Raw genomic sequence first — 25,108 nt, 5'->3', positions numbered from 1 at the left:
TAAGTTGTACGATACATTAAAAATAAAGTATCAAGTAACCCATTTACCTAAAGAAGTTATAGAAAGTACTGAACAATCTTTTATATGGAAAGGATTAACTTGGAATCCTACTTTTAACGATGCAACTCAAAAAGTAAACGGTTACAAAACCAGAGTAAACAATTTAGATTTACGCTTAAAAGGAAATACTATATTTTGTAATAACTCATTACAAAAATGGTATATGGATAATAATTACGAGCCTTTTACCTACACAGAAGTAGTAAAAGCTATAGAAAAATTAAACCAAACGCTACCTTTTAATGTGTACGAAGCTAAAGTGATTCTTTTAGCAGTTGGTATAGTTATAGAAGCAGAAGCAAAACCAATTCTAGATACTTGGTTAAGCTTAAACGGTAAACAACCAATACCAATGCTAGGCGCAAATAAACAATACGGTAAAAAATTCTATCTTACAGATTATAACGTAAAAGGCTATGATAAAACGTATGAGGTTAAAACGCATGACCGTATAAAATTAAACAGGCAACTATTTCGATTCGAGTTAGAAATCTATACACGTAACTTAAATAAGCGTAAAAACGCTATAGGTATTTATAGTGTTAAAGACTTGACAGATAAATACAAATATCAAATGTTACTCGATGAGTTACTGAATAAGTATGAAAAAATAGATAAACAACAAGCTATTCCATTGTCAAGGCTCAATAATAAAGAAAAAGAAATACTAGCCTTGTTTCAAAATAAAGAAATATTACAACAATATAAAGTAGATCATTACGAGAGTTATCGAAAAAAAGAAACACTTACAATAAAATAAATAAACAATCTAATAGTCAGTTTTTAAGTTATATAAAGCAAAAATTAAAAGCAAGCGTACAAGCTCTTTTTTAATACTTGTAATATAACCTAAAACAGGGGTATAAATACTTATTATTATTCATAATTTTAAGTCAATTAATATTTATATTTTTATGGTTTTATAATACCAGCGATTGAATGTCAACAAAGTTTTTTACTAATAAATCAAATAACAGTCTTTTAAAAAAATTCGAAGGAGTTTTTAAGAACTTACCTAACATACATAATTTCGATGCTTTAGTAGGTTATTTCAGAGCCACAGGTTATTTCAAGTTGAGACCTTATTTAGAGAATATACCTGAAATAAGAATTTTAGTAGGTATTAATGTAGATGTAATTTTAGAGAAATACCACTCATTAGGTCAGCAACACATCATTGATCCAAAAGAAACTAAAGATGAGTTTATAAAAAAACTTAAAGAAGATATTCAAAGTGCTGATTACTCAAAAGATATTGAAGAAGGGATCATGCAGTTTATTAAAGATATTGTAGACAAAAAGATAACTATCAAGGCACATCCAGAAAAAAACCTGCACGCTAAAATATACATATTCAAACCCAAAGACTTTAATGAATATTCAACAGGAAGTGTTATTACAGGATCATCAAACCTTACCGAAAACGGTTTAGGCTCTCGAGAAAAATCAAATTATGAATTTAATGTTGAGTTACGAGATTATGATGATATTCGATTTGCTTCCGAAGAGTTTGAATTGTTATGGAGTGAATCAGTAGATATTTTACCTGTTGATATTTCGGGACTAAAAGAAGATACTTATCTAAATGATAAATTTACCCCGTTTGAGTTATACATCAAATTGCTTATAGAATATTTTGGAAAGCGTATTGAATATGACCCAACCAATATCGATTTACTCTTACCAGACAAATACAAAAGATTGACATACCAATCAGAAGCTGCGATTGAAGGGTATGAAAAACTAATGAAATACAACGGTTTCTTTTTAGCCGATGTAGTAGGTTTAGGTAAAACTATCGTAGCCTCAATTATTGCCAAAAAGTTTGTTTTTGAAAATGGTTACCATTCAAAAATATTAATTGTTTATCCACCTGCATTAGAAGATAACTGGAAAAAGACCATTAAAGATTTTCATATTGATAACAATACCTATTTTGTTTCAACTGGAAGTTTACACAAGGTATTAGATGGTACAAATAGAAACTACCCAAACCCTAATGAATATGATTTAATTGTAATAGATGAAGCTCATAAGTTTAGAAACGACACATCTAATATGTATGAGAAACTACAAACTATTACTAAAACAGATAGAAGAATACCAGGATCTAATGGCGACACTCGAAAAAAAGTGATGTTGCTTTCTGCGACACCACTAAATAATCATCCTGCTGATATTGAGAATCAAATCTATTTATTTCAAGATAAAAGAAATGCTAATCTACCAAGTGTGAAAGATTTACAAGCCTTTTTTCAACCTCTGAAAGATGAATATGATGAGTTAAAAAAAGATGATATTCTTGATATAGATAAAGTAAAAGCAATATTCGATAAAATTAGGGATAAAGTCATTGAGCCTCTAGTAATTCGTCGTAGTCGTACAGATATTGTAAACAATGAAGACTTTAAAAAAGACATTGAGGAACAAGGTATTGTATTCCCTAAAATTAATCCACCTAATGAAGTAAAGTATAAATTTGATGACGCATTAAGTGTTTTGTTCGATAGTACAATTACAATGCTTACTTCAATGGATGAAAACAGAAATCCAGTTGATGGTTTAGGGTTTTATAGATATAGAGCTATAGAATATCTTATTAATGAAGAGGACAGAAAGAGATATGGTGATGTTACTTCTATTTCCAACAGGCTATCTGCTATTATGAAAACCTTATTGGTTAAGCGTTTAGAAAGTAGTTTTTATGCTTTTAAAATGTCACTTTCAAGGCTACATAGAAACACCAAACATATGATTAAAATGTTTGAAGATAACAAAGTCTATGTTGCACCAGATATTGACGTCAATAAATACTTAAATGAGGGTAACGAAGAAGCATTAGAGGAAAAGATAAATGAAAAAGGTGGGAATAATCAAATATATGTAGCCGAAGACTTTAAAGAAGATTTTATTGAGTTACTAAAGGATGATGAAAAGAAAATTAAACAATTAGTTGAAGATTGGAAAAAAATCGATTACGACCCTAAATTAGACAAGTTCATAGCCGATTTAAAATCTAAATTCCTAAATAAGAAAAACAATCATTCTGGTAAATTAGTAGTATTCTCTGAATCAAAAGAAACTATTGAATATGTTAGTGATACGCTACACGATATAGGCATAAATAAAATATTGACCATTAGTGCAGACAACCGTAAAGATAAGTTTCCAATTATATTAGAAAACTTTGATGCTAATCAAGAAAAGGCAGATTGGAAAAACGATTATAATATCATTTTTACTACCGAAGTATTGGCAGAGGGTATCAACCTACACCGCTCAAATGTTATTGTTAACTATGATGTACCTTGGAACTCTACTCGTTTAATGCAACGTATAGGGCGTGTTAATCGTATTGGTACGGAAGCCGATGAGATACACGTATTTAATTTCTATCCATCAGACAAATCAGATAACCAAATTAAATTAACCAATACTGCAATTAAAAAGTTACAGGCGTTTCACTCTGCTTTTGGAGAGGACAGTCAAATTTATTCGCAATTAGAAGAAGTTGGTGAAGCTGGTTTATATGGCTCTAAATTAAAAGAAGATATTAACGAGACTTTATTGTTTTTACAGGAATTAAGAGATTTTAAAAAGAATAACATCACAAAGTTCAACCAAATCAAAAACATTCCTAAAAAGTCTCGTATTGCACGTAAAACAAGTAATATAGATTCATTTATCAATGTAGATAACGCATCCATCACCTATATAAAAAGCGAAGGTCACCCAGGTGTTTTCTATAAAACAGATGAAAACAATATAGTTCACGAACTCACCTTTGTTAATGCGGCTAAAATTTTCAAAGCAACCACAAAAGAAAAAGCAGTTAAACTACCAGAGTATCATCATAAACAAGTATCAAAAGCCTTAACGCATTTTAAAACGATTGCCAAAAACATCGAAACTAAAAATGTGACCAAGGCACAACTATCGGCTACCGAAAAGAAAGTAATAACACAATTAGAGTTTTTTATTGGTGTAGCCGAAAACGAATTTATAAAACATCAATTACAAAGAGCATTAGACGAAATTTATAAAGGTTCTCACAGACAACTACCTAACAAATTAAACAAGTTCTTTAAATCTAATACAGAAAACGACCCTCAAAAGGTTGTTGAGAATGTATTTAACGATGTTTTAAAATCAATGAACTTTAGCGATACAGCAAGAATAAAACAACAAAGAGCTTCACTATTTAGTAAACCTCAAATTGTCATTTCAGAATCTTATATCGAAGCTAAATAATGGAAAGCACACTATATCAAATATTCAAAAAAAGTTATAATAGAGATTCATTTGAGAAAAATGTACTAACGCCTATTTTCAACAAATCTGTAAAAGATTATATAATTTATAACAAAGAAGGTGAACAAGAAGTAGCATTAACCGATACCGAAAAACGTACAGCTAAAAAAGTGGTAAAGTATGGTGAGTTCAAAACGCACGACAACCGCAAAATAGAATTGTATGAGGTAACCGTTGAAGACTTCGGACAAGTTAAAATTGCTCGTGTAGGTTTAGGCGCATTAGTAAAAAAACTAATTATTGGTAACAACGCAGTATTTGCAACTTTTAAATATGAAGATGTTATAGACAAACATTGGCGTTTCTCTTTTATAGCGTATGATAGTTTTTTTGAAGATGGTCAAGTACAAACCAAAGAAACCAATCCAAAACGTTATACTTATGTGTTTGGTGATACAGAGGAAACCTACCGTACAGCAATAGACCGATTTCAAGAGTTAGATAGCAAGTTTCAAATAAAAGTTAAAGACATACAAGAGGCATTTGCTGTTGAGGCAATGTCTAAAGAGTTTTTTGATGAGTATCGAGAAACCCACTATGCGAAGTTCGTTAAGTATCTTACTGGAGAAGAATTTCAGAAAAAAGGTGGCAAATATGAGTTAGTTAAAGCACATAAACCACCGAAATTTTTGAAGGAAGTTTTTAATGAGAATAAAGACTTTGTAAATGATAATGAATTAACGATTGCAAAGAAATATGCGAGAGATTTTTGTAAGAAACTTTTAGGACAAATTGTATTTCTTTATTTTTTGCAGAAGAAAGGTTGGATGGCATCACCAACTGGTGATTATGAAAAAGCTGATGGTGATAAAAACTTTTTAGAAAATTACTTCATTGAATCTGGTAGTAGCAATAATTTTTACAAAGATTGGCTTTCGAAGTTGTTTTATGAAACTTTGAACAAACCTCGTAAAAATGATGACTTTGAAATGCCAAAAGGGGAAATAGTTAAAATACCATATTTGAATGGTGGTCTATTTGAAAAAGATTATGAGAATTTAAACCTGTTAGAATTTCCAAATGAATACTTTTCAAAACTATTTGAGTTTTTTAATCGCTTTAATTTCACGATTTACGAAAACAGCCCAGAGGAGCATACTATAGCGGTTGACCCTGAAATGTTAGGTCATATTTTTGAAAACCTACTGGAAGATAATAAAGACAAAGGTGCTTTCTATACGCCAAAGGAAATTGTGCAGTATATGACTCAAGAATCCTTAATTGAGTATTTAGTAACACATTTAGGAGATAACGTTAAAGACGGAATCAGTCTATTTGTAAAGCAAAAAAATAAAGAAGGATTAAGAGACACTCAACTTAAAGAAATAGACAATCTTTTAGATAAAGTAAAAATATGCGACCCTGCTATTGGCTCTGGAGCATTCCCAATGGGGTTACTTCACGAAATATTTACTTTAAAAGAGCGTATTGCTTTCGATTTAGGCTTTAAAGTATGGAGTCCAGCTACAGTAAAAGAAAATATCATACAAAATTCTATTTATGGAGTAGACATAGAAAAAGGTGCTGTAGATATTGCGCAATTACGCTTTTGGTTAAGCCTAATTGTAGATGAAGAAAAACCGAAACCATTACCTAATCTGGTTTATAAAATAGTTGTAGGTGATTCATTAGTAAGTAAGTTTGGTGATGAAATTATAGAAATTGATTGGGAAGTTGAAGAAGGAACACAAAGTAATTTATTTGGAAACCCTCATCAAGAAAGAATACAAGACTTATTGAAACAAATTTCCGAAAAACAAAAGGAATACTTCAAGGCTAACAATAAAACTAAACCAAGGTTAGCTAAAGAAATTCGCTTACTCAAACTAAATATTTTAAGTGAGCAGTTAGAGTTAATGATTAGCTCAAATCCATTTCATAAACAAGACGGTAAAAAGCTAACAAAAGCGCAAAATGAGAGAATTAATGAAATCAAAAGTTGGAAAAAAACTTTAGAGGAAGTTGATACATTAAAAAATAATGAAGAACCTTTTAATCATTTTGATTGGCGATTAGATTTTCCTGAAATATTGAATCCTATAGTTAATGAAAACACTGGTTTTGATATTGTAATAGGTAATCCACCTTACGGTGTATCAATCAAAGGCAACTATAGAGAATCTGTCTTAAAGTCATTGGGTAAAGTACCAGACTTTGAAATTTACTATTATTTTACGGAAAAAGCGCACGAATTAGTAAAAGATAACGGTGTTTTGTCGTATATAATACCTAACACTTATTTATTTAATACGTTCGCTGCTTCTTATAGAATAGAACTCTTTAATAAATGGGAATTGACTGAAATTTTAGACTGTACGAAATTTAATATTTTTCAAACAGCTACTGTAAAAAATACAATTAATACGTGGAAAAAAGGCTCAAGTCAATTTGTAGGTTATAGAAAAACTAAAGACCAAGAAAATTTTTCCGAATTAATTCAAAAACAAAGAACTTCTCTATCAATTAATGATTTAATAGAGATGAATCAAAACTGGGGTTTAGCATTTATGCTTGATTCAAAAATCATTGATATTGTTTCTACTATAAATGAAGGCAAAAATGAACTTCAAGAATTTTATGAAATTTCTCAAGGTTATATTCCATATAGAAGAAGTGATTTAATAAAAGTTTATGGGAAAGAGGAAGGTAATCAGATTGTAAATGAAAGATTATGGCATTCAGATTATCAAGTAAATTCTGATTATTTGCCTGAAATATTTGGAAGGGAATTAGATAAATATGGAAATATCAATAAATCCAAAATATCTTATATTAAATATGGTAAGCATTTAGCAGGTTATATTGATTTAAAATTCTTTAATCAAAAAAGAATACTTGTTAGGGAAATAACCAATCCAAGAATAATAGCAACACTTATAACTGAAACATTTGTTAATGACCCCCAATTAATTTCAATAATTGAAAAAGAGGATTTGTTTACTTTAGAGTTTTTATGGGCAATCTTAAATTCAAAATTAGCCACATTCTATCATTTCAATTATTCACCCAAAGCTACGAAAGGGGCATTCCCAAAAATTTTAGTAAAAGATATTCGTGAATTTCCATTGGTTTATCCAAATGGAAATAGATTGTTGGAGACATTGGTCGCAATAGTATTCCAAACAAACAAAAGACTTTCTTTATCAATAAATAAAGAAGTTAAAAATGAAATTATAGCAAAGCATTTTGAAGAGATTATAGACGGCTGTGTTTTTGAACTCTACTTCAAAGAACATATGGAATCTAACGATATTGCGATTACACAATTAGTTGAGAAAGAAATTAATAATGTTTTTGGTGATAGTACTTTTGATAGTTTAGATGATGATAAAAAAGGGAAACTCATTTGGGAGCTATACGAAGTTTTAACACATCCAGACCATCCTGTTAGAAATAAAATACTAAAATTCCCTATTGTTAGCCCTAATATTCTTAAACCTATTTTACAAAGTTAGTATGGCAAATAAAACTATCGAAAAAATAACATTTAAGAACTTCAAGGCATTTAGAGAGGAACAAACTATAGATTTCAAAAATAAAAATGTATTAATCTATGGTAATAATGGAGCTGGTAAGTCATCAATATTTTGGGGTATTTATACCTTTTTGCAAAGCAGTATAAAAACAAAGCCAGAAGTAGAAAAATACTTTAGGTTTTTTGATAGTGCAGATGCTACAACGCACCAATCTTTACGTAACATTTTTGAGGCACAAGCCGAAGATGCTTATATAGATTTAACAATAGCACAAGGCACTCAAAAAACAACAATGCGTATCTCGGAAGCCAGTATAAACACAACTGGTAATACAGACATAAAACTTTTAAATACAACAAGTGATTTCATTAATTACAAACTGTTAAGCAATTTCTACAGAGATTCTCATAAATACGATGTAAATCTTTGGCAAGTATTTGAAAGGGATATTTTTCCTTATTTAACAGATAACGTTACAGATGAAACCATTTTAGACAAAATAAAAAGAATCACAAAAGACGTTCCGAGGTCTAATAATGGTCATCCTACAAGGAATAATAGTGCAAGAAAAAATAATTATGTTGCTTCTGTAAATACTCTTAATCAAGAATTAGAAGTCTTAATTTCAGATATTCAAAGATTTGCTAATGCCATAATCAAAGAACATTTTTTTAACAATGAAGATGTAGTTCGAGTTAATTTAAATTTTGACAAACAGTTCAATTTTGATTTAATCAAAAATAAAATATGGGAAGAGGATAAAATAGCTGAAAGACAAAGTAAACTTCGCATTAAATTAGTAGTTGAGCAATTCAACCCTGATACTTCAGATTGGATTTCAATTCAAAGAGTACAATCGCTATTAAATGAAGCGCAATTAACAAGAATAGCTATAGCAATTCGTATAGGTGCATTAAGAACTCGTATTCAGGATTCAGATTGTAAACTATTGGTGTTAGATGATATGCTTATTAGTTTAGATATGGCAAATAGAATTGAGGTAATAAAAATGATTCTAAACAAACATAATAAACCAAGTTTGAGGTTTTTTGATAAATTCCAAAAAGTAATACTAACACACGATAAAGGTTTCTATAACATTTTAAAAAATTATACCAATGCTAACAGTTGGCAATATTACAATTTAAGCAAAAAAGAAAACACTAACGAAGCACCCAAATTGCGTAATGACAGGTCGCATATAGAAAAAGCTCAAAAGTTTTTAGCAGATGGTGAGTTTGATTCTTGTGGCAATGAATTAAGAAAAGAATTAGAAGCGATTTTAAAAAATTACACAGATCCTGATTTTAGTAAAGATTTTAGACCTCTATCAGAAAGGTTGGAAAGTGCTTATAAAAAGTTCACTCAAAATGAAAGACGTAATTTTGAAAAGCTATTTGTAAACAAAGATATTTCTGTTGAAACACTAAAAAAGATAGAAACAGACTATCAAGCTGATGGTACTTTATCTGATGATGATAAAAGAAAGTTAGATATTATAAAACGAGAATTAAACAGATACATCATCTCACAATACGAAATTCAGGAAAGCAAAGATGCTCTGTTTGCAGATTTGAAAACAATAATGGATAGAATTTTAAATCCATCTTCTCATTCGTCAACGACACCATTGTATGAGCGTGAATTAGAAGAAGCTATAGTTACAATTGGTAGAATTAAAGCTCTATTAAAAACGTAATGAAGTTGCCAATTATAAATAACGCTATTGCTAATAATTTTAAGGGTTTCGTAGATAGTTGGTCAAAATTATATTCTTTCTCAAACGAGCCTATTTATAGAGCATCAATTAGTAAAAAAACATTAACCAAAACAGATATTCAAAACTTATATGAATGGAAAAACGGTATGCGTTTAAGTGTTCAAAAGCAAAAGTCTTTAGATACTAAAATTATAACCAAACTAACAATAATTAATAAGTTAAAGAATAATGATGTTTTAGATATTAAAGTATTTAAAAAGGAATTTATAAACCTATCTGCTGTTTGGAAGATATTTTTACTACACATCATAAAACCAACTAAATACCCTATCTATGACCAGCACATACACAGAACATTTTTATTTATCCATAAAGAAGATTGGTTAAATATTTCAAACACCTCAATAAATAACAAAGCTAAAGAACAATTCTATTTTGAACGGTATTTACCACTTATAGCCTCACAAAACATAAAAGACATAAAAAAATTAGATGAAGCCTTTTTTGCATTCGGTCAATTTTTAAACACACGTAACTACGCATCATTATTACAATAAAATATTATGGTAGAAAAGTTTACAAATTGGGTGAAATGGGAAGATAGAAATAGTTTAGATGGTATTAAGTATCCTGGTATTTATTTTATTGCTGTTTCATCTAAACTTCTTAATACTTTTGACTTTATTCCAGAATTGGAATATATTGGAATGACTAACTCAAAAGGTGGTTTAAGAAGTCGTTTACGTCAATTTGATGCGACTATTAAAAAGATTAGAACACATCACGGTGGTGCGGATAGATTCTTATATGCTTATCAAGACTATGATGAGGTAAAGAGCAATATCTATGTTGCAATAAGACCTTTTGAATGTAACATTAAAAACCCATTACCTAAAGATTTAAGAATAATGGGCGAAGTAGCAAAGTGTGAATATGATTGTTGGGCAATTTACATTGAGAAAAATGGTAAATATCCAAAGTTCAATGATATGAGTAACGCACCAAAATTTAGTAAGATAAAGTAGTAATTAAAAGTCCGCACAACCCAAAACCCAGTTTTTTGCGAAAAAGCAAAAACCCTCTGTCTTTTGTGTTGTTCCGCTCACCCCTACAAGTTTAGCGTTTTTTTGTCTTTAAGGTAATAGCATATTACGGCTTTGGTTTTTCATAAAATCAAACCAAACTGCAATAAGCTATAAAGTATTATTTTATCATAAAAACCCTAAACTCACCCAAGCTATATATACATAACAGGTAGTTATAGCCCTCTTTCGTAAACTACAGGGTCTATAACCTAATTATGTAAAATAGCCGCTATTCCAACGCTCAATTTACAACTACAAAGAATAATTAGTTATCTCATTCAAGCTGCACAAAACCATCGTTAAGTCCATGTATTCCTTATCTCAAGTCTTTGTTTGTTTCATTTCGTTAACAAATATCATAGTCCACTTTTCCCCACCACCCCAGTCAGCGGTTATAAAAAAATAGGTTTATAAAGTGTAGTAATACGCCATAGCACATTACTTTTTATCGTACCTCAAAAAAGCAATAAGCTATTGTCTAAAAATCCTGTATAAGTAGCTCGTTTAAATGCTGTTTTATCAAACAACTATTTAAAACGCTACCCATACAAATGCTTCATCCTACGCTCAATACGGTACTAAAACCTGTTTTTTTAAGTGTTAATTCCCCTAAAAGTGTTTCCCTTTTTTAATCAAATAATCAGCAGCTTGTTTTTTAATGTCATCTTGTGTCCAAATTTTATGCTCTAACACCCAAGTATTAATAGTTTCTTTATCAAAATAAAGTCTTTTACCTCTTTTGGAATGAGGAATATTATGAGAACTCGTTAATTTGTAAATATGTGATTTCGATAAACCTAAATAATCAGATAATTGTTCAATATCCATAATTTTAGAAGTGATAATATTAGTTTCACTTCTTCCAATATTAGAATAGATGTTTTCAAGTAAATTTTCAATGTTTTTTAATCTCTCGTTAATAATTTCAAAAGGGTTTTCCATAGTATATAAGTATTAAAATAAAAAAAGGCAGCAAATATATGTGGCTACCACAGCCAACGCGTTAGGCTATAAAGGTCAAGCCCTACGGGTTTTGAATAAAACTTTTTTTGACAAACTTTTTTTGACAAACTTTTTTCTTTTTTATTAAACATATTAACTCAAAAAACTTTTATCCAAAAACCTTGACAGCCTCATCCACGCCACAATAATAGAAGCTCTCATTTTTTTCTTTTCAAAAAATAAATAGAAGAAAGAAGACTAACAAAAGGTAATTGAAAAATAAATGATTTGAAGGTGTTTTATATTGAAGATAACGCAAACAAAAGAAGTCTAAAGCAAAGGCAACGTAAACTTAAGAATACTAGTAGAATGGTGCTATTTTCGTTATATTAATAGTAATAAAAGTTTAAAGTAGTGCCAAGTCCGTACCAAATCCGAAGGAGTATTAATTTTAAATAGTAATAAAAATGGGAAAGATTTCACAAGGTATTTTAGGAGGATTATCAGGTAAAGTAGGTAATATTATAGGTGGTAATTGGAAAGGTATTGACTATATAAGAATAAAACCATCTAGTGTAGCAAACCCTAGAACTGAAGGGCAAGTAAATCAACGTAATAAATTTACTATCACGCTGGAATATTTACAAGCAAACAAAGATTTTGTAAAAATTGGTTACAAGTCTTTTGCAACAAAAAAAACAGAGTTTAATGCAGCGATGTCTTATGTGTTAAATAATGCGGTAGGAGGTACGGCACCTAACTTTACGATAGATTATTCATTAGCTCTTTTAAGTAGGGGTTCTTTATCAGGTGTTTTAAATGGCACTACAGATTTAGCAACACCAGGACAAGTGGATTTTGGTTGGGGAGATAACTCGGCAGAGGGTAACGCAAATGCAACAGATAAAGTAATGGTGTTGGTTTACAATCCAAGTAAAAAAGAATCTGTCTATATTTTAGATGGTGCAGACAGAACAGCAGGTTCTCAATCGGTAACAATTCCAAATACCTATGCAGGGGACACAGTAGAGCTATTTATGGCGTTTGTTTCTGCAGATGGTAGTCAAGTATCAAATAGTGTGTATTTAGGCTCTGGTACGGCTGCTTAATAACTTTAAGTTTAAATACAATTTGAAAACTGTTTCTATTAATTTAGAAGCGGTTTTTTTATGCCTTTAGATCACTTCTAATTATAGGTTAAAATGTTATACCTATGTTGTACCTTTTTTAAATTAATCTTTTTAATCCCTTTATTTATAAGGTTTTTTTAAGTAATTAATATAATACATTGTTGTGCATAGTGCTTTTATTTCCATTTTGTTCTTAACTCAGTTCCGATTGGGAATTTTTTTGGTGTAAAATCATACATATAGGTCATTCCAAAACTTCTGTTAGTCAAAACAGAATCGACTTCGATAAAAAACTCGCCATCTTTTGTTTCCAAGGTCAGCCTATTATTCATTCTGTCATTTTTTCCTTTGTCCAATTCTATTAACCAAGAGATATTTTCTTCATCGTTTGGGTCAATAACTTTTTTGATGTATTTAATTTTCGCAGATACAGGTTCTTTTAAAAAATAACTTTGCCATTTTTCAGGTATTTGTTTTAAATCAAATTCAGACGTAATTGAATCCTTGGTTTTTCGAACTAAATACATTCCACTCGTTTCTGGTTCTAAACCACTGTTTATATAGTCCGCAAATCGGATATAGTCATTTTCTTTTTCCAAGCTCCAACCAAAATCAAAGTATTCTGAAAACAGATATTCATTATTTTCCCATTTTACAACTTGAAATTCCGTTTTAATTTTTAATGAGTCAATCCCATAATTTATTTTGGTTGTTTTCGGTTTTAATTCCATATCCTCAGGATATTCAATAAATTCAATTCTTTCGGGATTCAAGGTCAGTTTCAGGCTGTCCATTTTATATGTTCCGAATACTCTTTTCCTTTCTCCGCCACCAAAGCAACTGAATAGATAATTTTCGTTAATAAAACGTCCATCACTTAATAAGTCCAGTTGTAGCCCATTATTAAATCCGTTATATCCATATCTCAGTGTGTCTATTTTCTGCGAATCAAATTCTTGGTCATTCGAATTGGTTTTATTATTCGAACAACTAAAAATGAAAATTAATATGAGAATTTGAATATATTTCACGGTTTTTATCAAATGTTTGCTAACGTCTCGGCTATGAGTAGTTGCGTGGGTTATCACTCAACTTTGTAAGTACGCACCGAGTTGGAAATTCCTGCGGAATTTCCAAAGTAGGCGAGAAAAAGCAATTACTTATAGCCATGGTTGTGTTTAGTTTTTTATATAAAATTTAAAATCATTTTTACTATTGCATTTACATTGTCACGTAAATAAATAGCAAGCCATTTTTCGGCTCTATTTCCACTGTGTGAATCACTAAAATTATTTCGAGCATTACAGACAGCATTTGTTACTGTAGAAATCAAAATAACTGTTTGTTCGGGATATGCGATTCCATTAGCATCCAATTGAGTTCTAATATAATTTCTAATTTGAACAGCCATTTGTGTTAAGTCATTCAAATGTGCTTGAGCAGGAATTTTTTCCCTTATAAATGATTTATAAAACCCCTCTAAACAAGTATATGCCAATGTTAAAGTGTATTCATAATTTTCTTCATTAATGGAAGTGTCTAAATTATCTAAATATTCCATTAGCCTTTCTGCATTCCATAAGTCAGCAGGAATTACAGCCTCTGGTCCAACTATAGTTTGTGCAGGGTTTACAATTGCTCGAATTGCTTCCGTTTTCTCTGTTTCGATATGTTCAATTGAATCCAGAATACTATTGACAACTTGAATTCTTTCATTTTCTGGCTGTTCCATTAATAATTCAAAATAGTAATCTCTCCGACTTGTACTTTTTCCTTCCGCTCTTCTTTGCTCTATATAATTCATATATGAAGGCGTTCCATAATTAACTTCTCGTATTGCAGTTAAGAATCGAGTTCCGCCATAATAAGCGTCATTTCCTTGATTATTAATTATTTCAAATAATCTATTAAATATTACTATCCAATTCATTTTTTTCAAATTAAACACAACGTGTTTGGCTATGGTTTCGTTGCGTGAAAATCCGCGAGGATTTTCCGCCGTAAACCGAAGATAGCAAATTTGCGAGGACTTTCCGAAAGGAAAGTTGGAAGCAATGAACTATAGCCGGTGTTGTGCATAGTTATTTATTCCGTTCAATATATTTTTTTTCGGTTTCCGTTTCAGTTAATTGTCCGTTTTTATCAAATGTTTTGATTATCGTTTTCCTCTTTTTATTCTCATAAATTTGATATTCTTCCAAATCGCCATTTTCATCGTAGTAATCAACACGACTATAGTTAAGAGTCAGATTTTCATAAAAGTATTGAGCTCTTAAAGTTCCGTTTTCTCGGTACTCTTTGATTTCTATCGGTTTCCCATTTTTATACGTTCCTTCAGTCCGCTTATTTCCGTTTTCATAAAAATCTGTTTCTTTTCCATCGCAAACCTTCTCGCAATTCAAATAAGTCCAAAGTTTTGAATGTAATTCGTTTCCACCTGCAAAAAGAATTTTTGGAATTCTAATGGTGTCATTTTTGGTTTTTATTGATGTTGTGTATTGAAGTACCCAATCGTCGATTTCCTTATAGACTGTAATGTAATCATAATTCAATTCCGACATTGAGAAAACTTCAAATTCAGGTTCAATTATTTTATCAGAACAGACATCATAAAATACTAAATTCAAGTTTTTATTTCCGCTGTTTTGGCTAAAACACGAGAAGCTTATAATTAGCAGAAAGATTGATTTTAGTACTGTTTTCATAATTATGCACAACGGTCTCGTATAACCGTCAGTTACGGGATTAAAGTTAATGATTTTCGGTTAAGCACTGACGTTAGCAATTCCGAGTGGATTCGCACGTAGTCGAATCCGCCGTAATTGCGGTTATGCATTGTTACCTGCAGTTTTTTATCCACCCATTATTAATTTTTTAGCTAATTCAGTTGTAAATTCAATTAGCAATTTTTGTCCAATTTCAAGTCCAGCCTTAAAACCCTTTGCAATAATCTTTCGGATATTCTTAACTACTTTTTTCTTTGTAGATTTAGAAATATTAGCTTTAGTTTCCTTTATTAATTCCGAAGCTTCTTTTATTTCTGGGTCATTTTTTCTCTTTTGACGGTTTAATATTTTTTGTGCTTTATCAAGGAATTCAACTATTCTTTGTTGTTGTTCAATTGAGTATGGTTTTATTTCCGCATCTTCATCTAATATCTCAAATTTTGGCTCTAATTCATCATAGTAAGATTGTGTAAATACATCATCGAATAATGGACTTTCTTTATTGGCTTCAATTAATAATTTTTTCCACTTGTCGAAATGACCTCTGAAATTAGAAAGGTTAACACTCGTGTGATGTGGTGATAAAGTTTCCTCATTAGAAGGTTTATATCTTATGGTATACGAAACTATATTATTTCCTTGAGCTGCGTTAATTTTCTGAATTTCGAAGAAAAAATCACTTTCAGAATCAGAATCCTTGAATCTTATAACGCAATCTTCTGTAAATTCAGCTTCGAAAAGCCCATTGTTGCCAGATGATACTTGGTCAAGAATTTTTCTTGATCCGATTGGTATTTTTTTCTTCATTGTCTTTTTTTAAATTGCAGGTAACGGTCTTGTATATGAAAAGTAGCGGATTTTTAAGTACTAACTTTTCGGTTTTATATTGACCTTAAATTTATAAAATTACTTTGTGTTAGGCAATTAAGCCGCTATTTTTTATATACGTTGTTACCACACGTATTTTATCTCAAGTAGCCTAATTCTCTCAATTCCTCATGTCTTTTTGGAATTTCAGAAATAGCTTGCTCGCTTAACAATTCGGAAGTGTTATTATCATAAATTTTAAACGACCCTGTTCCGCTTTTACAAGTACTTACTTTTTGGTTACTATCTCTTAATTCATATATTTTTTCCCATTCTGCTTTGGTCAACAATTCGTCTTTCAGATACTTTATCATTTCACGAGCAGTTTTGTATTTCCTATTTTCTTTATATTCCTCTATCATTTGTTTGTCCCTAAAATCAGAATAAATTAATGCATCCGCAACATAAAGTTGAACGTGTACGTTTGGATATTCCAGAAGTTGCCACAATAATTCTTCTCGACCTAATAATTCGATAACAGCCATTCTTCGGTCAGTTGCTCTTCCAACTGTTGAATATTCGCAAATCCAGCCATATTCATCATAAGTTCCAACTACTAGTAGTTCGTAATAGGCTTTTAAAATTCTTTTAGGTTCGTTAATACTCAACTTCAAACCATCTGTAAGATTTGGTAAATAAGTATGAGCATATTCTAACCACAGTTTTTTGTCAAAATAATTTGTGTTAGTTTCTTTAGACGTATTCGATATTTGAGATCTATATTCTAATACTTTATCGTTAAAACTTATTATTTTAAAATCAGCTACTCGACCTTGCTGAACATATTCATACTTTATTAATAAGCTGTCTTTCCTTTCATAAGTGTAATGACCTTCGTTTGATTTACTAAATTCTTTTAATTTTTCCCAATTTAATGACTTTAGTAAGTCAGAAGTTAGAATAGGTTTCTCATCATTGTTTTCGGATGGAAAATTTCCAAAATCTATATTTTGAGCATTCAACATTAAATTGAAAGCTAAAGTTAAAATGATGAAACTGGTTTTTCTCATATGTGTGGTAACGTCTCGTATAAGAAACGTAGGGCAGGTGATAAGCACTTTCGTTTCGGTTTGTTACTTAGCTAAATATAAATATTTTGCTTTTATCTTTTCTACTATAAACGCCAAATTTTATATTTAGCGGACTTGGTTAATAAGCAAAAACCTTTCAGTTTAGCACAAATGCCCTATGTTTTTTATACATTGTTGGCATTAGTACTTTATTCAGGAAAGTTTCCAATGGATTCTTTTATTTTCTTGCTAAAGAACTCTAAGGTTACTTTTTTCAGTTTGTTAGTAGTTCTGTTCAATATTAGATTCTCAACTTTTTCATTTAGATTCTCTAAAAATTGTTTTTCAGGGTAAATACCTTCGAAAACATTTATTCGATACCTTCCTGTTTTGACCCCTATAAAACAAGAGTAATCTTTCAAATTTCGATTATTAGTTAAGCTGTTAATTTTTTCATAGTAATTAGATGTTCATCTGCATTCCATTTTTCCATTGGAGTTATGCGTCCCAATAGGCCGTGAAGTCTTCTATTGTTATAAAATTTCAGGTAACGCTTTAGTATCTGTTCTATTTCACCAAAGTATTGATAATCGAACCTTTTAAAAACTTCTTTTTTTAATATGCCGTGATAGGCTTCAATATGTGCGTTCTCTTCTGGTGTGGCAATATGTGTAAACTCTTGTTGGACTCCGATTAAACCTAAATATTCACGTACTTTTTTTGCTATAAATTGACTGCCATTATCACTTCTAATGACCACGTTATTAGGATATTCATAATCTTCAAATAACTCTGATAGCAGTGCTATTACATTGTTTTGTTTAATAGTAAATGAAAAATAATCCTTTAATATTCTGCGTGTGTGAACGTCAATTACAGAGAGTAAGTAAGCGTTTTTGCCTTCACTAGGTATCCAAACCATCTTTATATCCATTTCTAAGCATTCTAATGGTCTATTGGTTTGAACCTTTCTGAATTTTACAAATTTACGTCCAGAACCACTTCTATCTATTCTGTTGCAAAGCTTTAACAATCCTTCTTCTTTCATAATTCTGTATAGCTTTTTATGGTTGATAGTGTAACCATCTCTATTCAAATAGCTAGTCATTAATCGATATCCACAATCTATAAACTCGTGCTGTAAGATCTCCTTTATAGAAGTTACTAGGACATCTTGTGACACAAAACCTTTTGTATTGTGAAAGGTTTTTCTAGATGGCTTATTTCCTTTTTTGCCACCGCTAGGAACTCTATAATAACTACTCTCAACAATACCCACCATTTTTATAATTTTTGTCTTGCTACACTTGTGCTTTTCATAGGTTACATCTACTAAATCTTTCTTGGATCTGATGTCCCAAACTTTTTTTTTAAGAGTTCTCGCTGTACCTCTAGTTCTATTTCTTTATCACTAAGTAACTTTCGCAATACACGATTTTCTTCCTCTGCAGCTTTAAGCTCTTTACTTTTGGTATCGTAGGTAACCTTCAATCCAGCTTCTCCTTTATACTCAAACTTCTTTTTCCAACTATAGAAAGTGCCAGTACTAACACTATATTTACGACAGGCTTCTACTATACCTATCTCTTCAGAACTAGCTAATATTTCTAACTTCTGTTCTAAGGTCCATTTCTTATATCTCATAATTTCAAATGTATTAATTTGAAATTTAAAATAGTACTCCGAACTTATTGGGGGCTAAAATACCTTCCCTCAAAATAGAAACCGAAATTTACAATTTGTGTATTATCCAGCTTTTTAATTACTCTCCAAATTTTGTTGAAATCATATTTTGTGAAATAAGGTGTAAACATAAACTCGTTATTCATCTCTTCAACTTTTTCTAAATAAGCGTTGAAGTCAGATGAAAATAAATCAAATATATCAGTCAATTCTTTTAATTCTTGACCTTCTTTAATGCCTTTGTTTATCTCCACACAGTATTCAACAATTTCTGTCAAATCATCATAAAATTCACTTGTTCTATCAACTGATAGTCGAAAATGAATACTTCTGACATATTGGTAATTATTCTTACCCTTAAGTATTCCTTTTTTAAATCTTTTTTTGAGGTTTTCAATATTGTAATTAAGTAGATTATTAAATCTAGTCGTATAGTGAAATATAGTAGGGTATTGTTCTAAAGAAAACTCTCCTTTGTCTACATATTTTAAAAGAGAAGATGTGAATGAGCGATATTCAGAGTGCTTTAAATCCACACAATCCCAATAATTTAATTTTGAAATTAACTTTTCTCTTTCGGGAATTGTGTTGTCTTCAAACTTGTATAATAAATTTAATTCATCTGATAATTGTACAATTTTAAATGATGTTTTTCCCGTTATGTAATTGAATATGGATTCAAAATATATTCTTTGGACGTTGTCGTCTGGCGAATACTTTTCTTTAAATAATTCAGCGTAAGTTTTAGGTGCTTCTTCTTTATTAGAATTTCCAATTAACTGCGAAAGTTTAAACGAAAAACCTTGATAAATTTCCTTTATTTCAGAAAAATTCGAGGTGTTTAATTTTCCCATCTTGTACTCGATTGATATTGGCAAAGTGAAATTTAAAATACCTTCTAGTACATCTTTTTTTATTGTATCAAATTTGCTTTCTGTTGAAAGATAATTACTTGTTTCGTTAAAGACTATTTTGAAATGTTCTAAGAAGAATAATAAATTTCTAAGGTTGTCTTTATTTTGAGAAATTCTATTGACTATGTTTTTCTTATGCTCAGTTAAAAAATCAAAATATGATTTATTTTCAGTTTTATATTTTGCTTCAATAATTCTGTCGAATGTTGAAGAAACATTAGTGTTAAAACTTACAGAAATACCAATTACCTTTTCTCTTAATAATGAGTAATGGTCTATGTCGTCAGTATTTATTTCCTTTCTGAGTTCATCTTCATTAGCGATAAGTAAGATTTTTGCATTAAGATTTTCTACAAGATTATTTACAAAACCAAATACTTCTTTTAAATCAAGTTCGGAACTTTTTCGGTCTATATCATCAATGCAAATTAGAATTTTACTGTAATCACGTGAGTTCGGGATAAAAAAGTTTTTTAATTACACGAAAAAAAGCGAAAAATTTAGTAAATTAAAGTACTGATTTTTAATTGTGTAACTAAATTTTCCACTATGATTTCTGATTTTAAAATTACTGAATTTTTCTGTTTAATTGATGATTTTTGTACCGAAATTAATCAAGTTATTGATAAAAATGCTTTAGAAACCTGTTCAAAGATAGTTAGACGAAGAAAGCCTAAACTCACCCAAAGTGAAATAATCACAATTATGGTGCTTTTCCATTTTAGTGGTTTTAGGTGTTTTAAACACTTTTATATCGAATATGTTAGCAAACACTTGTCAAAAGAATTTCCAGATTTAGTTTCCTATAACCGATTTGTTGAATTGAAAAAGCGTTGTTCAGTGCCTATGATACTGTTTCTTCAAATGCACTGTTTAGGTCAATGTACAGGGATCTCCTTTTTAGATTCTACCACTATTAAAGTATGTCATTATAAAAGAGAAAAGCAGAACAAAGTTTTTAAAAACACCGCAAAAAAAGGGGAAAGGAACCATGGGGTGGTTCTTTGGTTTTAAACTTCATATTATTATCAATGAAAAGGGCGATATCGTTGACTTTTTAATTACGCAAGGTAATATAGATGACAGGCAACCACTTAAAGATAAAGCCTTTCATAATCGTGTGTTCGGAAAAATATTTGCCGACAGAGGGTATGTAGGTAAAGAACTGTTTGAACAGCTTTTTGTAGATGGAATACATTTGGTTACAAAAATTAGAAAGAATATGAAAAATACTCTTATGCATATCTATGATAAAATTATGCTTAGAAAAAGGGCTGTTATTGAAAGTGTGAATGATATTTTGAAAAACGTATGTCAAATAGAGCATACAAGACACAGAAGCTTCGATAACTTTATCTTAAATTTAGTCGCAGGGTTAATCGCTTATTCGTTTTATCCAACTAAACCTAATATCAATATCGATAACTTACAAAGAATAGGATAAACTATCCCGAACTCACGTTGTAATCAGTTAAACTTTCGCTTGATGTTCCTGTTTCAGATAATAAATCTTTAAGATTGCTTCCAAAATATTTCAAAACAGTATTACCTAAACCTGCTACTATTTTTATACCTCTTTTTTTTAATATTGGATATAACTCAACAAATATTTGATTTTGAATATCTTCTATAGATTTAGCTCCAAATAGAGAAATTAGAATGGGAATATAGGTTTCGTCCTTTTCTGAATTAGGGATTTTTAATTTGGCAATTTTAGGAAAAAGTTGATTCTTTATATAATGAGTCTTTCCAATTCCATAATCGCCATTAATTATGATGGCATAATTTGTATCTAATTCAAGATATTGTTCAATTCTGTCTGTTATTTCCTCGTTCATTTCGTATTAATGCCAACGTGTAGTGTATGGTTAGTTGCGTGTTTCAGCAACTAATTTAGCAAATACAAACCGAATAGAAAATCCGCGAGGATTTTCGTAAGTAGGCGAGTACTAGCAATGAATTATACACGGTGTTGTACGCTGGCTTTATCTTTCTTTTATAATATCAAATGGTGTTCCGAACATGCCGATTTTTTTTAATCGCTCCTTTTGGGATTCAGTCAATTCATTTGTTCCCAAAGCAATATCTTCTGTTGCTTCTCCATTTACTTTTTTAAGAGCAAACTCTATTGATTCGATTTTCGGTTTGCAATTCATTCCGAGCATTGTTAAATCGATAAAGTTTCCAATTTCTATATTTCCGTTTCTTATTTCTCCAAGCAAATAAAATTGTTTTCCTGTTAGCTGAAAAGAACTATTTAGCTTAAAATCCGCAACTTTAATATTGTGCCAATTATTTCCGCAATTTCTGCATTGCCTAGATTGAGGCGTTCTAGCTAGAAATTCGCAATTTGGGCATTTATTTAGAAATAAATCAGCTCCACGTTCCTCCAATATTCTTTTCGCAACATTTAATCGGAAGCTTTCAGAACCCTTTTTAATCAATTCCAATCCGTTTTCACTAATCGATAAATCCCCTTTACTCTTTAGAATTTTTTCCATTTTCGGATTCCCTTGAGTTTTGGATTTTAGCCTTAAATATCTCAAAGCATTCCATTCCTCATTAGTCATAAGATTTGGAAAATAGTCAATTATATATTTTGCAGTTTCTAAATTCACGTAATGTTTTTTCAGCTTGCGTACAACGTCTCGGCTATGGGTAGTTGCGTGGGTTAGCACTAAACTTTGCAAGTACACACTAAACTGAAAATCCGCTAGGATTTTCAGAAGTAGGCGAGAACAAGCAATTACTTATAGCCATTGTTGTGCAACGTATTTTTTTATTCGTAATATTCAATTTGTCTTTCCCAAACCATTCCTAATTCTCCATTAGAACTTCTCCTTTTAGAAATCCAATTTCCATTTTCGTCATATACATATTCGAAAGAAGTTTGGTGTGTTCGTTCGTCTTGTTCGTTAAACCAGTTCTGAATAGTCATATTATTCATTTCGTCATATTCGGAAACAAACTTCATAAAACTTCCATCAGGATTGAATTTGAACTGTAAATTCTCATTTCCGTCTTTACCGTAAGAATATGTTCTTCGGTCTTTTAAACTTCCATCTGGTTTATATCTAAATCTCTCAACTAATTTATTGTCAAAATTATATTTATAGAGATATTTCCAGCCGTTTTCACTTTCAGGACTTTTTAATATCATCTCTACATTATTACCTTTTTCATCGTATTTGTTTGATTGTATTTTAACCAAATTATCGTTTGAGTCATAGGTTTTAACTTCAATCATATTATCGTTGTCATCATATGTATAAGTCCAATAACCTTTTAATTCTCCAGAAGAATTCTTTTGCATAGCTTTTAATGCCTTGCCATTTTCATCTCTCTCATAAAAATTCGTTTCGTAAATAGAGCCATCTATTTCATATTGTCCCAATTCGATTATCTTCTCATTTTTATCATAAACCTTATAAGAGCTTAAATCAGTTTCAAATAGATTTTCTCGGCTTTTTAATTCGCCATTTTCAGGTTTATACAAAACTTCTTTTACCATTTTCATTTTTGGTTTCAGACTGTCAGAAGTCGATTGAGCGATAAGATTTGTTCCGGAAAATGAAATCAGAATTCCGAGTAATAATATGTATTTCATAGGTTTGCTTTAATGACTTACAACGTATTTGTGTATGATTTTTTGCGAGAAAAAGACGCGAGTCGTTTTCCGATGTTGCGGAAAGATAATTAATAAGATTGAATTTCGGGCGAGGAAATTCAGCCGCAATTAATTATACACCTTGTTATAGCCAGTTATTTATTTTTCATCAATTTTGAGATCGCTCTCATAAGTCTACAAGATTTATCTTTCAGACAGTAAATTGTATTAGTTCCTTTTATTCTAAAAACATAATCATCTTCGGAAGAGCATAAGTTTTCATCGTTTTCATCTAGCTCTTTAAGACTATTGATAAAATTATTAAGATTTTCTTTATAGTCTGAGTTTTCAGAATATAACCAAGTTTGAAATCTAGATTCATCAATAATTCTTTCCTTGTAAACTATTTCATTTTTTTTGTTGAAAAAAAACTCTATTAAAGTAGGAGGAGATCCACCAAAACAACCTTTGTTTAAAAAAAGAAATTGTAATGTGTCATTTTTTGAGAACATACCCATTTCAAAATCTTTGATTTTCTTTTTCTTATAATATTTTTCTAGCTTAGCTGGAAATTCTAGTCTTATACTTTGATTAAAATCTATTATTTGTTCAATAGTATCATTCAATTCAGACAAATATTTAACATTATATAAACCAACAGTTAATGAATCGTATATGTAACTATGATTTACCCTATCTTCATGAAAGAATATGTCAGGTTCTATATTTTTTTCGGTATTATTGATTTGTAGTCTTTGCCAAATTCCATATTCTGGCTTTATAGCTTGTATATAATATCCATTTGGAGAATATTTTGTGGGAGAAGAGTTTTCTCCGATATAAAGATCTCCATATAATGTGTCACTTGGTGATATGACTTTGATGTTTTGGTTCGAATAATTATTACATGAAATCAATAAGGTCAAAATAGAAAGCAGAAATATTGAATTCAATAAGTTTTTTTCTTTTTTCATATTTATAATTGTCTGTAATTGGCTATAACGTTTAGTATAAGCGTAGTAGCTGACGATAGGAAGCAATTATCGCTTATACAGTGTTAGCATTTCGTTATTCTTTTTTCTCTGATTCTATTTCTTTCGTTCTTTGTTTGTGTTTCTCTAAATCCCAAGTCATATTCCAATTCTTGATATAATCTTCAATCGTTCCAAGCCCAACTTCTGCACGTCTTTCATTTACTTTTTCAGGCTCAATAAGTGGTGACACATAATATTCACCTGTTTCTTGGTCTCTTCCTATTTGACTACCATAAATTTGTCTTTTCCCTTGTCGTAGAGCAACTCTATCTTCCAATAGTGCCAGGCTACTTGCACTTGCATTCCCAATCTTAACTGCTTCACGCATCATTGGTAAATATTTGAGTTGGGTTTCCAAATCAGAATGTTGAATTACTAAAAATAATGTGCTGTTTCCCTGATTACCTATAACTTTTTGACCTAACCAACCACGTTCGTCCAATATTTTTTTGATTTTTATAAGGTTAATTGAATCGGTTTCATTGATTAACTTCCAATGTTCTTTCATCTCAGCAGATTCTCGGCCATACTTTTCTTCGATAT

The 25,108-nt window shown here is 30.4% G+C and carries 21 protein-coding genes and 1 pseudogene; 8 read left to right on the top strand and 14 right to left on the bottom strand.

Annotation, left to right across the window (positions count from 1 at the left end; translation table 11 throughout):
- The first annotated feature begins 4 nt into the window (after positions 1-4).
- The 6 genes from P8625_RS05005 (at position 5) to P8625_RS04980 (ending at position 10,592) form a co-directional block, all read left to right on the top strand.
- The gene (locus P8625_RS05005; protein WP_279652384.1) at positions 5-820 is read left to right on the top strand and encodes a hypothetical protein; all 816 of its coding nucleotides are present in this window, start codon (positions 5-7) and stop codon (positions 818-820) included.
- Between the two features lie 179 nt (positions 821-999).
- Positions 1,000-4,311 carry a helicase-related protein gene (locus tag P8625_RS05000; protein ID WP_279652383.1) on the top strand — a complete coding sequence of 1,104 codons (3,312 nt, stop codon included), beginning with the start codon at positions 1,000-1,002 and terminating at the stop codon, positions 4,309-4,311.
- Positions 4,311-7,826: an Eco57I restriction-modification methylase domain-containing protein gene (locus P8625_RS04995; RefSeq protein WP_279652382.1), complete on the top strand. Its 3,516-nt coding sequence runs from the start codon at positions 4,311-4,313 to the stop codon at positions 7,824-7,826. The genes P8625_RS05000 and P8625_RS04995 overlap by 1 nt, the downstream gene beginning before the upstream one ends.
- A 1-nt stretch (position 7,827) precedes the next feature.
- A complete protein-coding gene (locus P8625_RS04990) occupies positions 7,828-9,546 on the top strand; it encodes an AAA family ATPase (RefSeq protein WP_279652381.1) in 1,719 nt (572 codons plus the stop codon).
- Positions 9,546-10,124: a hypothetical protein gene (locus tag P8625_RS04985; protein WP_279652380.1), complete on the top strand. Its 579-nt coding sequence runs from the start codon at positions 9,546-9,548 to the stop codon at positions 10,122-10,124. Before P8625_RS04990 ends, P8625_RS04985 begins: the two co-directional genes overlap by 1 nt.
- A 6-nt stretch (positions 10,125-10,130) precedes the next feature.
- Positions 10,131-10,592: a hypothetical protein gene (locus tag P8625_RS04980; protein WP_279652379.1), complete on the top strand. Its 462-nt coding sequence runs from the start codon at positions 10,131-10,133 to the stop codon at positions 10,590-10,592.
- A gap of 669 nt (positions 10,593-11,261) precedes the next feature.
- On the opposite strand, the gene P8625_RS04975 is transcribed toward P8625_RS04980, so the two are convergent.
- Positions 11,262-11,594, bottom strand: coding sequence for a helix-turn-helix domain-containing protein (locus tag P8625_RS04975; protein ID WP_279652378.1), 333 nt, complete (start codon positions 11,592-11,594; stop codon positions 11,262-11,264).
- 467 nt (positions 11,595-12,061) lie between these two features.
- Between P8625_RS04975 and P8625_RS04970 the strand changes: the two genes are divergently transcribed.
- Positions 12,062-12,703, top strand: coding sequence for a DUF6266 family protein (locus tag P8625_RS04970; RefSeq protein ID WP_279652377.1), 642 nt, complete (start codon positions 12,062-12,064; stop codon positions 12,701-12,703).
- Positions 12,704-12,900: 197 nt separating this feature from the next.
- On the opposite strand, the gene P8625_RS04965 is transcribed toward P8625_RS04970, so the two are convergent.
- From P8625_RS04965 to P8625_RS04930, 8 genes are all read right to left on the bottom strand, one after another.
- Complete coding sequence (locus P8625_RS04965) at positions 12,901-13,755, bottom strand: hypothetical protein (RefSeq protein ID WP_279652376.1); 855 nt, start codon at positions 13,753-13,755, stop codon at positions 12,901-12,903.
- Positions 13,756-13,910: 155 nt separating this feature from the next.
- Positions 13,911-14,654 carry a hypothetical protein gene (locus P8625_RS04960; RefSeq protein ID WP_279652375.1) on the bottom strand — a complete coding sequence of 248 codons (744 nt, stop codon included), beginning with the start codon at positions 14,652-14,654 and terminating at the stop codon, positions 13,911-13,913.
- Positions 14,655-14,805: 151 nt separating this feature from the next.
- On the bottom strand, positions 14,806-15,429 hold the full coding sequence (locus P8625_RS04955) for a toxin-antitoxin system YwqK family antitoxin (protein WP_279652374.1): 624 nt from the start codon (positions 15,427-15,429) through the stop codon (positions 14,806-14,808).
- A gap of 147 nt (positions 15,430-15,576) precedes the next feature.
- On the bottom strand, positions 15,577-16,257 hold the full coding sequence (locus tag P8625_RS04950) for a hypothetical protein (RefSeq protein ID WP_279652373.1): 681 nt from the start codon (positions 16,255-16,257) through the stop codon (positions 15,577-15,579).
- A 158-nt stretch (positions 16,258-16,415) separates the two neighbouring features.
- Positions 16,416-17,327 (bottom strand): hypothetical protein, encoded by a 912-nt coding sequence (locus P8625_RS04945; protein ID WP_279652372.1) that lies wholly within the window; start codon positions 17,325-17,327, stop codon positions 16,416-16,418.
- 436 nt (positions 17,328-17,763) lie between these two features.
- Positions 17,764-18,618, bottom strand: a complete 855-nt coding sequence (locus P8625_RS04940; protein WP_322790515.1) for an IS3 family transposase — start codon at positions 18,616-18,618, stop codon at positions 17,764-17,766.
- 41 nt (positions 18,619-18,659) lie between these two features.
- Positions 18,660-18,971 carry a transposase gene (locus P8625_RS04935; protein WP_279650915.1) on the bottom strand — a complete coding sequence of 104 codons (312 nt, stop codon included), beginning with the start codon at positions 18,969-18,971 and terminating at the stop codon, positions 18,660-18,662.
- 44 nt (positions 18,972-19,015) lie between these two features.
- A complete protein-coding gene (locus P8625_RS04930) occupies positions 19,016-19,864 on the bottom strand; it encodes a hypothetical protein (RefSeq protein ID WP_279652371.1) in 849 nt (282 codons plus the stop codon).
- 609 nt (positions 19,865-20,473) lie between these two features.
- Between P8625_RS04930 and P8625_RS04925 the strand changes: the two are divergent.
- Positions 20,474-21,368, top strand: a pseudogene (locus P8625_RS04925) (IS982 family transposase).
- Between the two features lies 1 nt (position 21,369).
- Here P8625_RS04925 and P8625_RS04920 read toward each other — a convergent pair.
- The 5 genes from P8625_RS04920 to P8625_RS04900 all read right to left on the bottom strand — a co-directional run bounded on the left by P8625_RS04920 (position 21,370) and on the right by P8625_RS04900 (position 25,106).
- Positions 21,370-21,762, bottom strand: a complete 393-nt coding sequence (locus tag P8625_RS04920) for a hypothetical protein (RefSeq protein WP_279652370.1) — start codon at positions 21,760-21,762, stop codon at positions 21,370-21,372.
- A 147-nt stretch (positions 21,763-21,909) separates the two neighbouring features.
- Positions 21,910-22,542, bottom strand: coding sequence for a hypothetical protein (locus P8625_RS04915; RefSeq protein WP_279652369.1), 633 nt, complete (start codon positions 22,540-22,542; stop codon positions 21,910-21,912).
- A 161-nt stretch (positions 22,543-22,703) separates the two neighbouring features.
- Positions 22,704-23,531, bottom strand: coding sequence for a hypothetical protein (locus P8625_RS04910; RefSeq protein WP_279652368.1), 828 nt, complete (start codon positions 23,529-23,531; stop codon positions 22,704-22,706).
- A gap of 155 nt (positions 23,532-23,686) precedes the next feature.
- The gene (locus tag P8625_RS04905; RefSeq protein ID WP_279651640.1) at positions 23,687-24,505 is read right to left on the bottom strand and encodes a hypothetical protein; all 819 of its coding nucleotides are present in this window, start codon (positions 24,503-24,505) and stop codon (positions 23,687-23,689) included.
- A 94-nt stretch (positions 24,506-24,599) separates the two neighbouring features.
- Positions 24,600-25,106, bottom strand: coding sequence for a DUF6624 domain-containing protein (locus tag P8625_RS04900; protein WP_407704770.1), 507 nt, complete (start codon positions 25,104-25,106; stop codon positions 24,600-24,602).
- Between the last annotated feature and the right edge of the window lie 2 nt (positions 25,107-25,108).

The organism is Tenacibaculum tangerinum (assembly GCF_029853675.1).
Taxonomy (GTDB): domain Bacteria; phylum Bacteroidota; class Bacteroidia; order Flavobacteriales; family Flavobacteriaceae; genus Polaribacter; species Polaribacter tangerinum_A.
The sequence above is the reverse complement of the archived record's forward strand: the minus strand, read 5'-3'. Positions and strand labels throughout refer to the sequence as shown.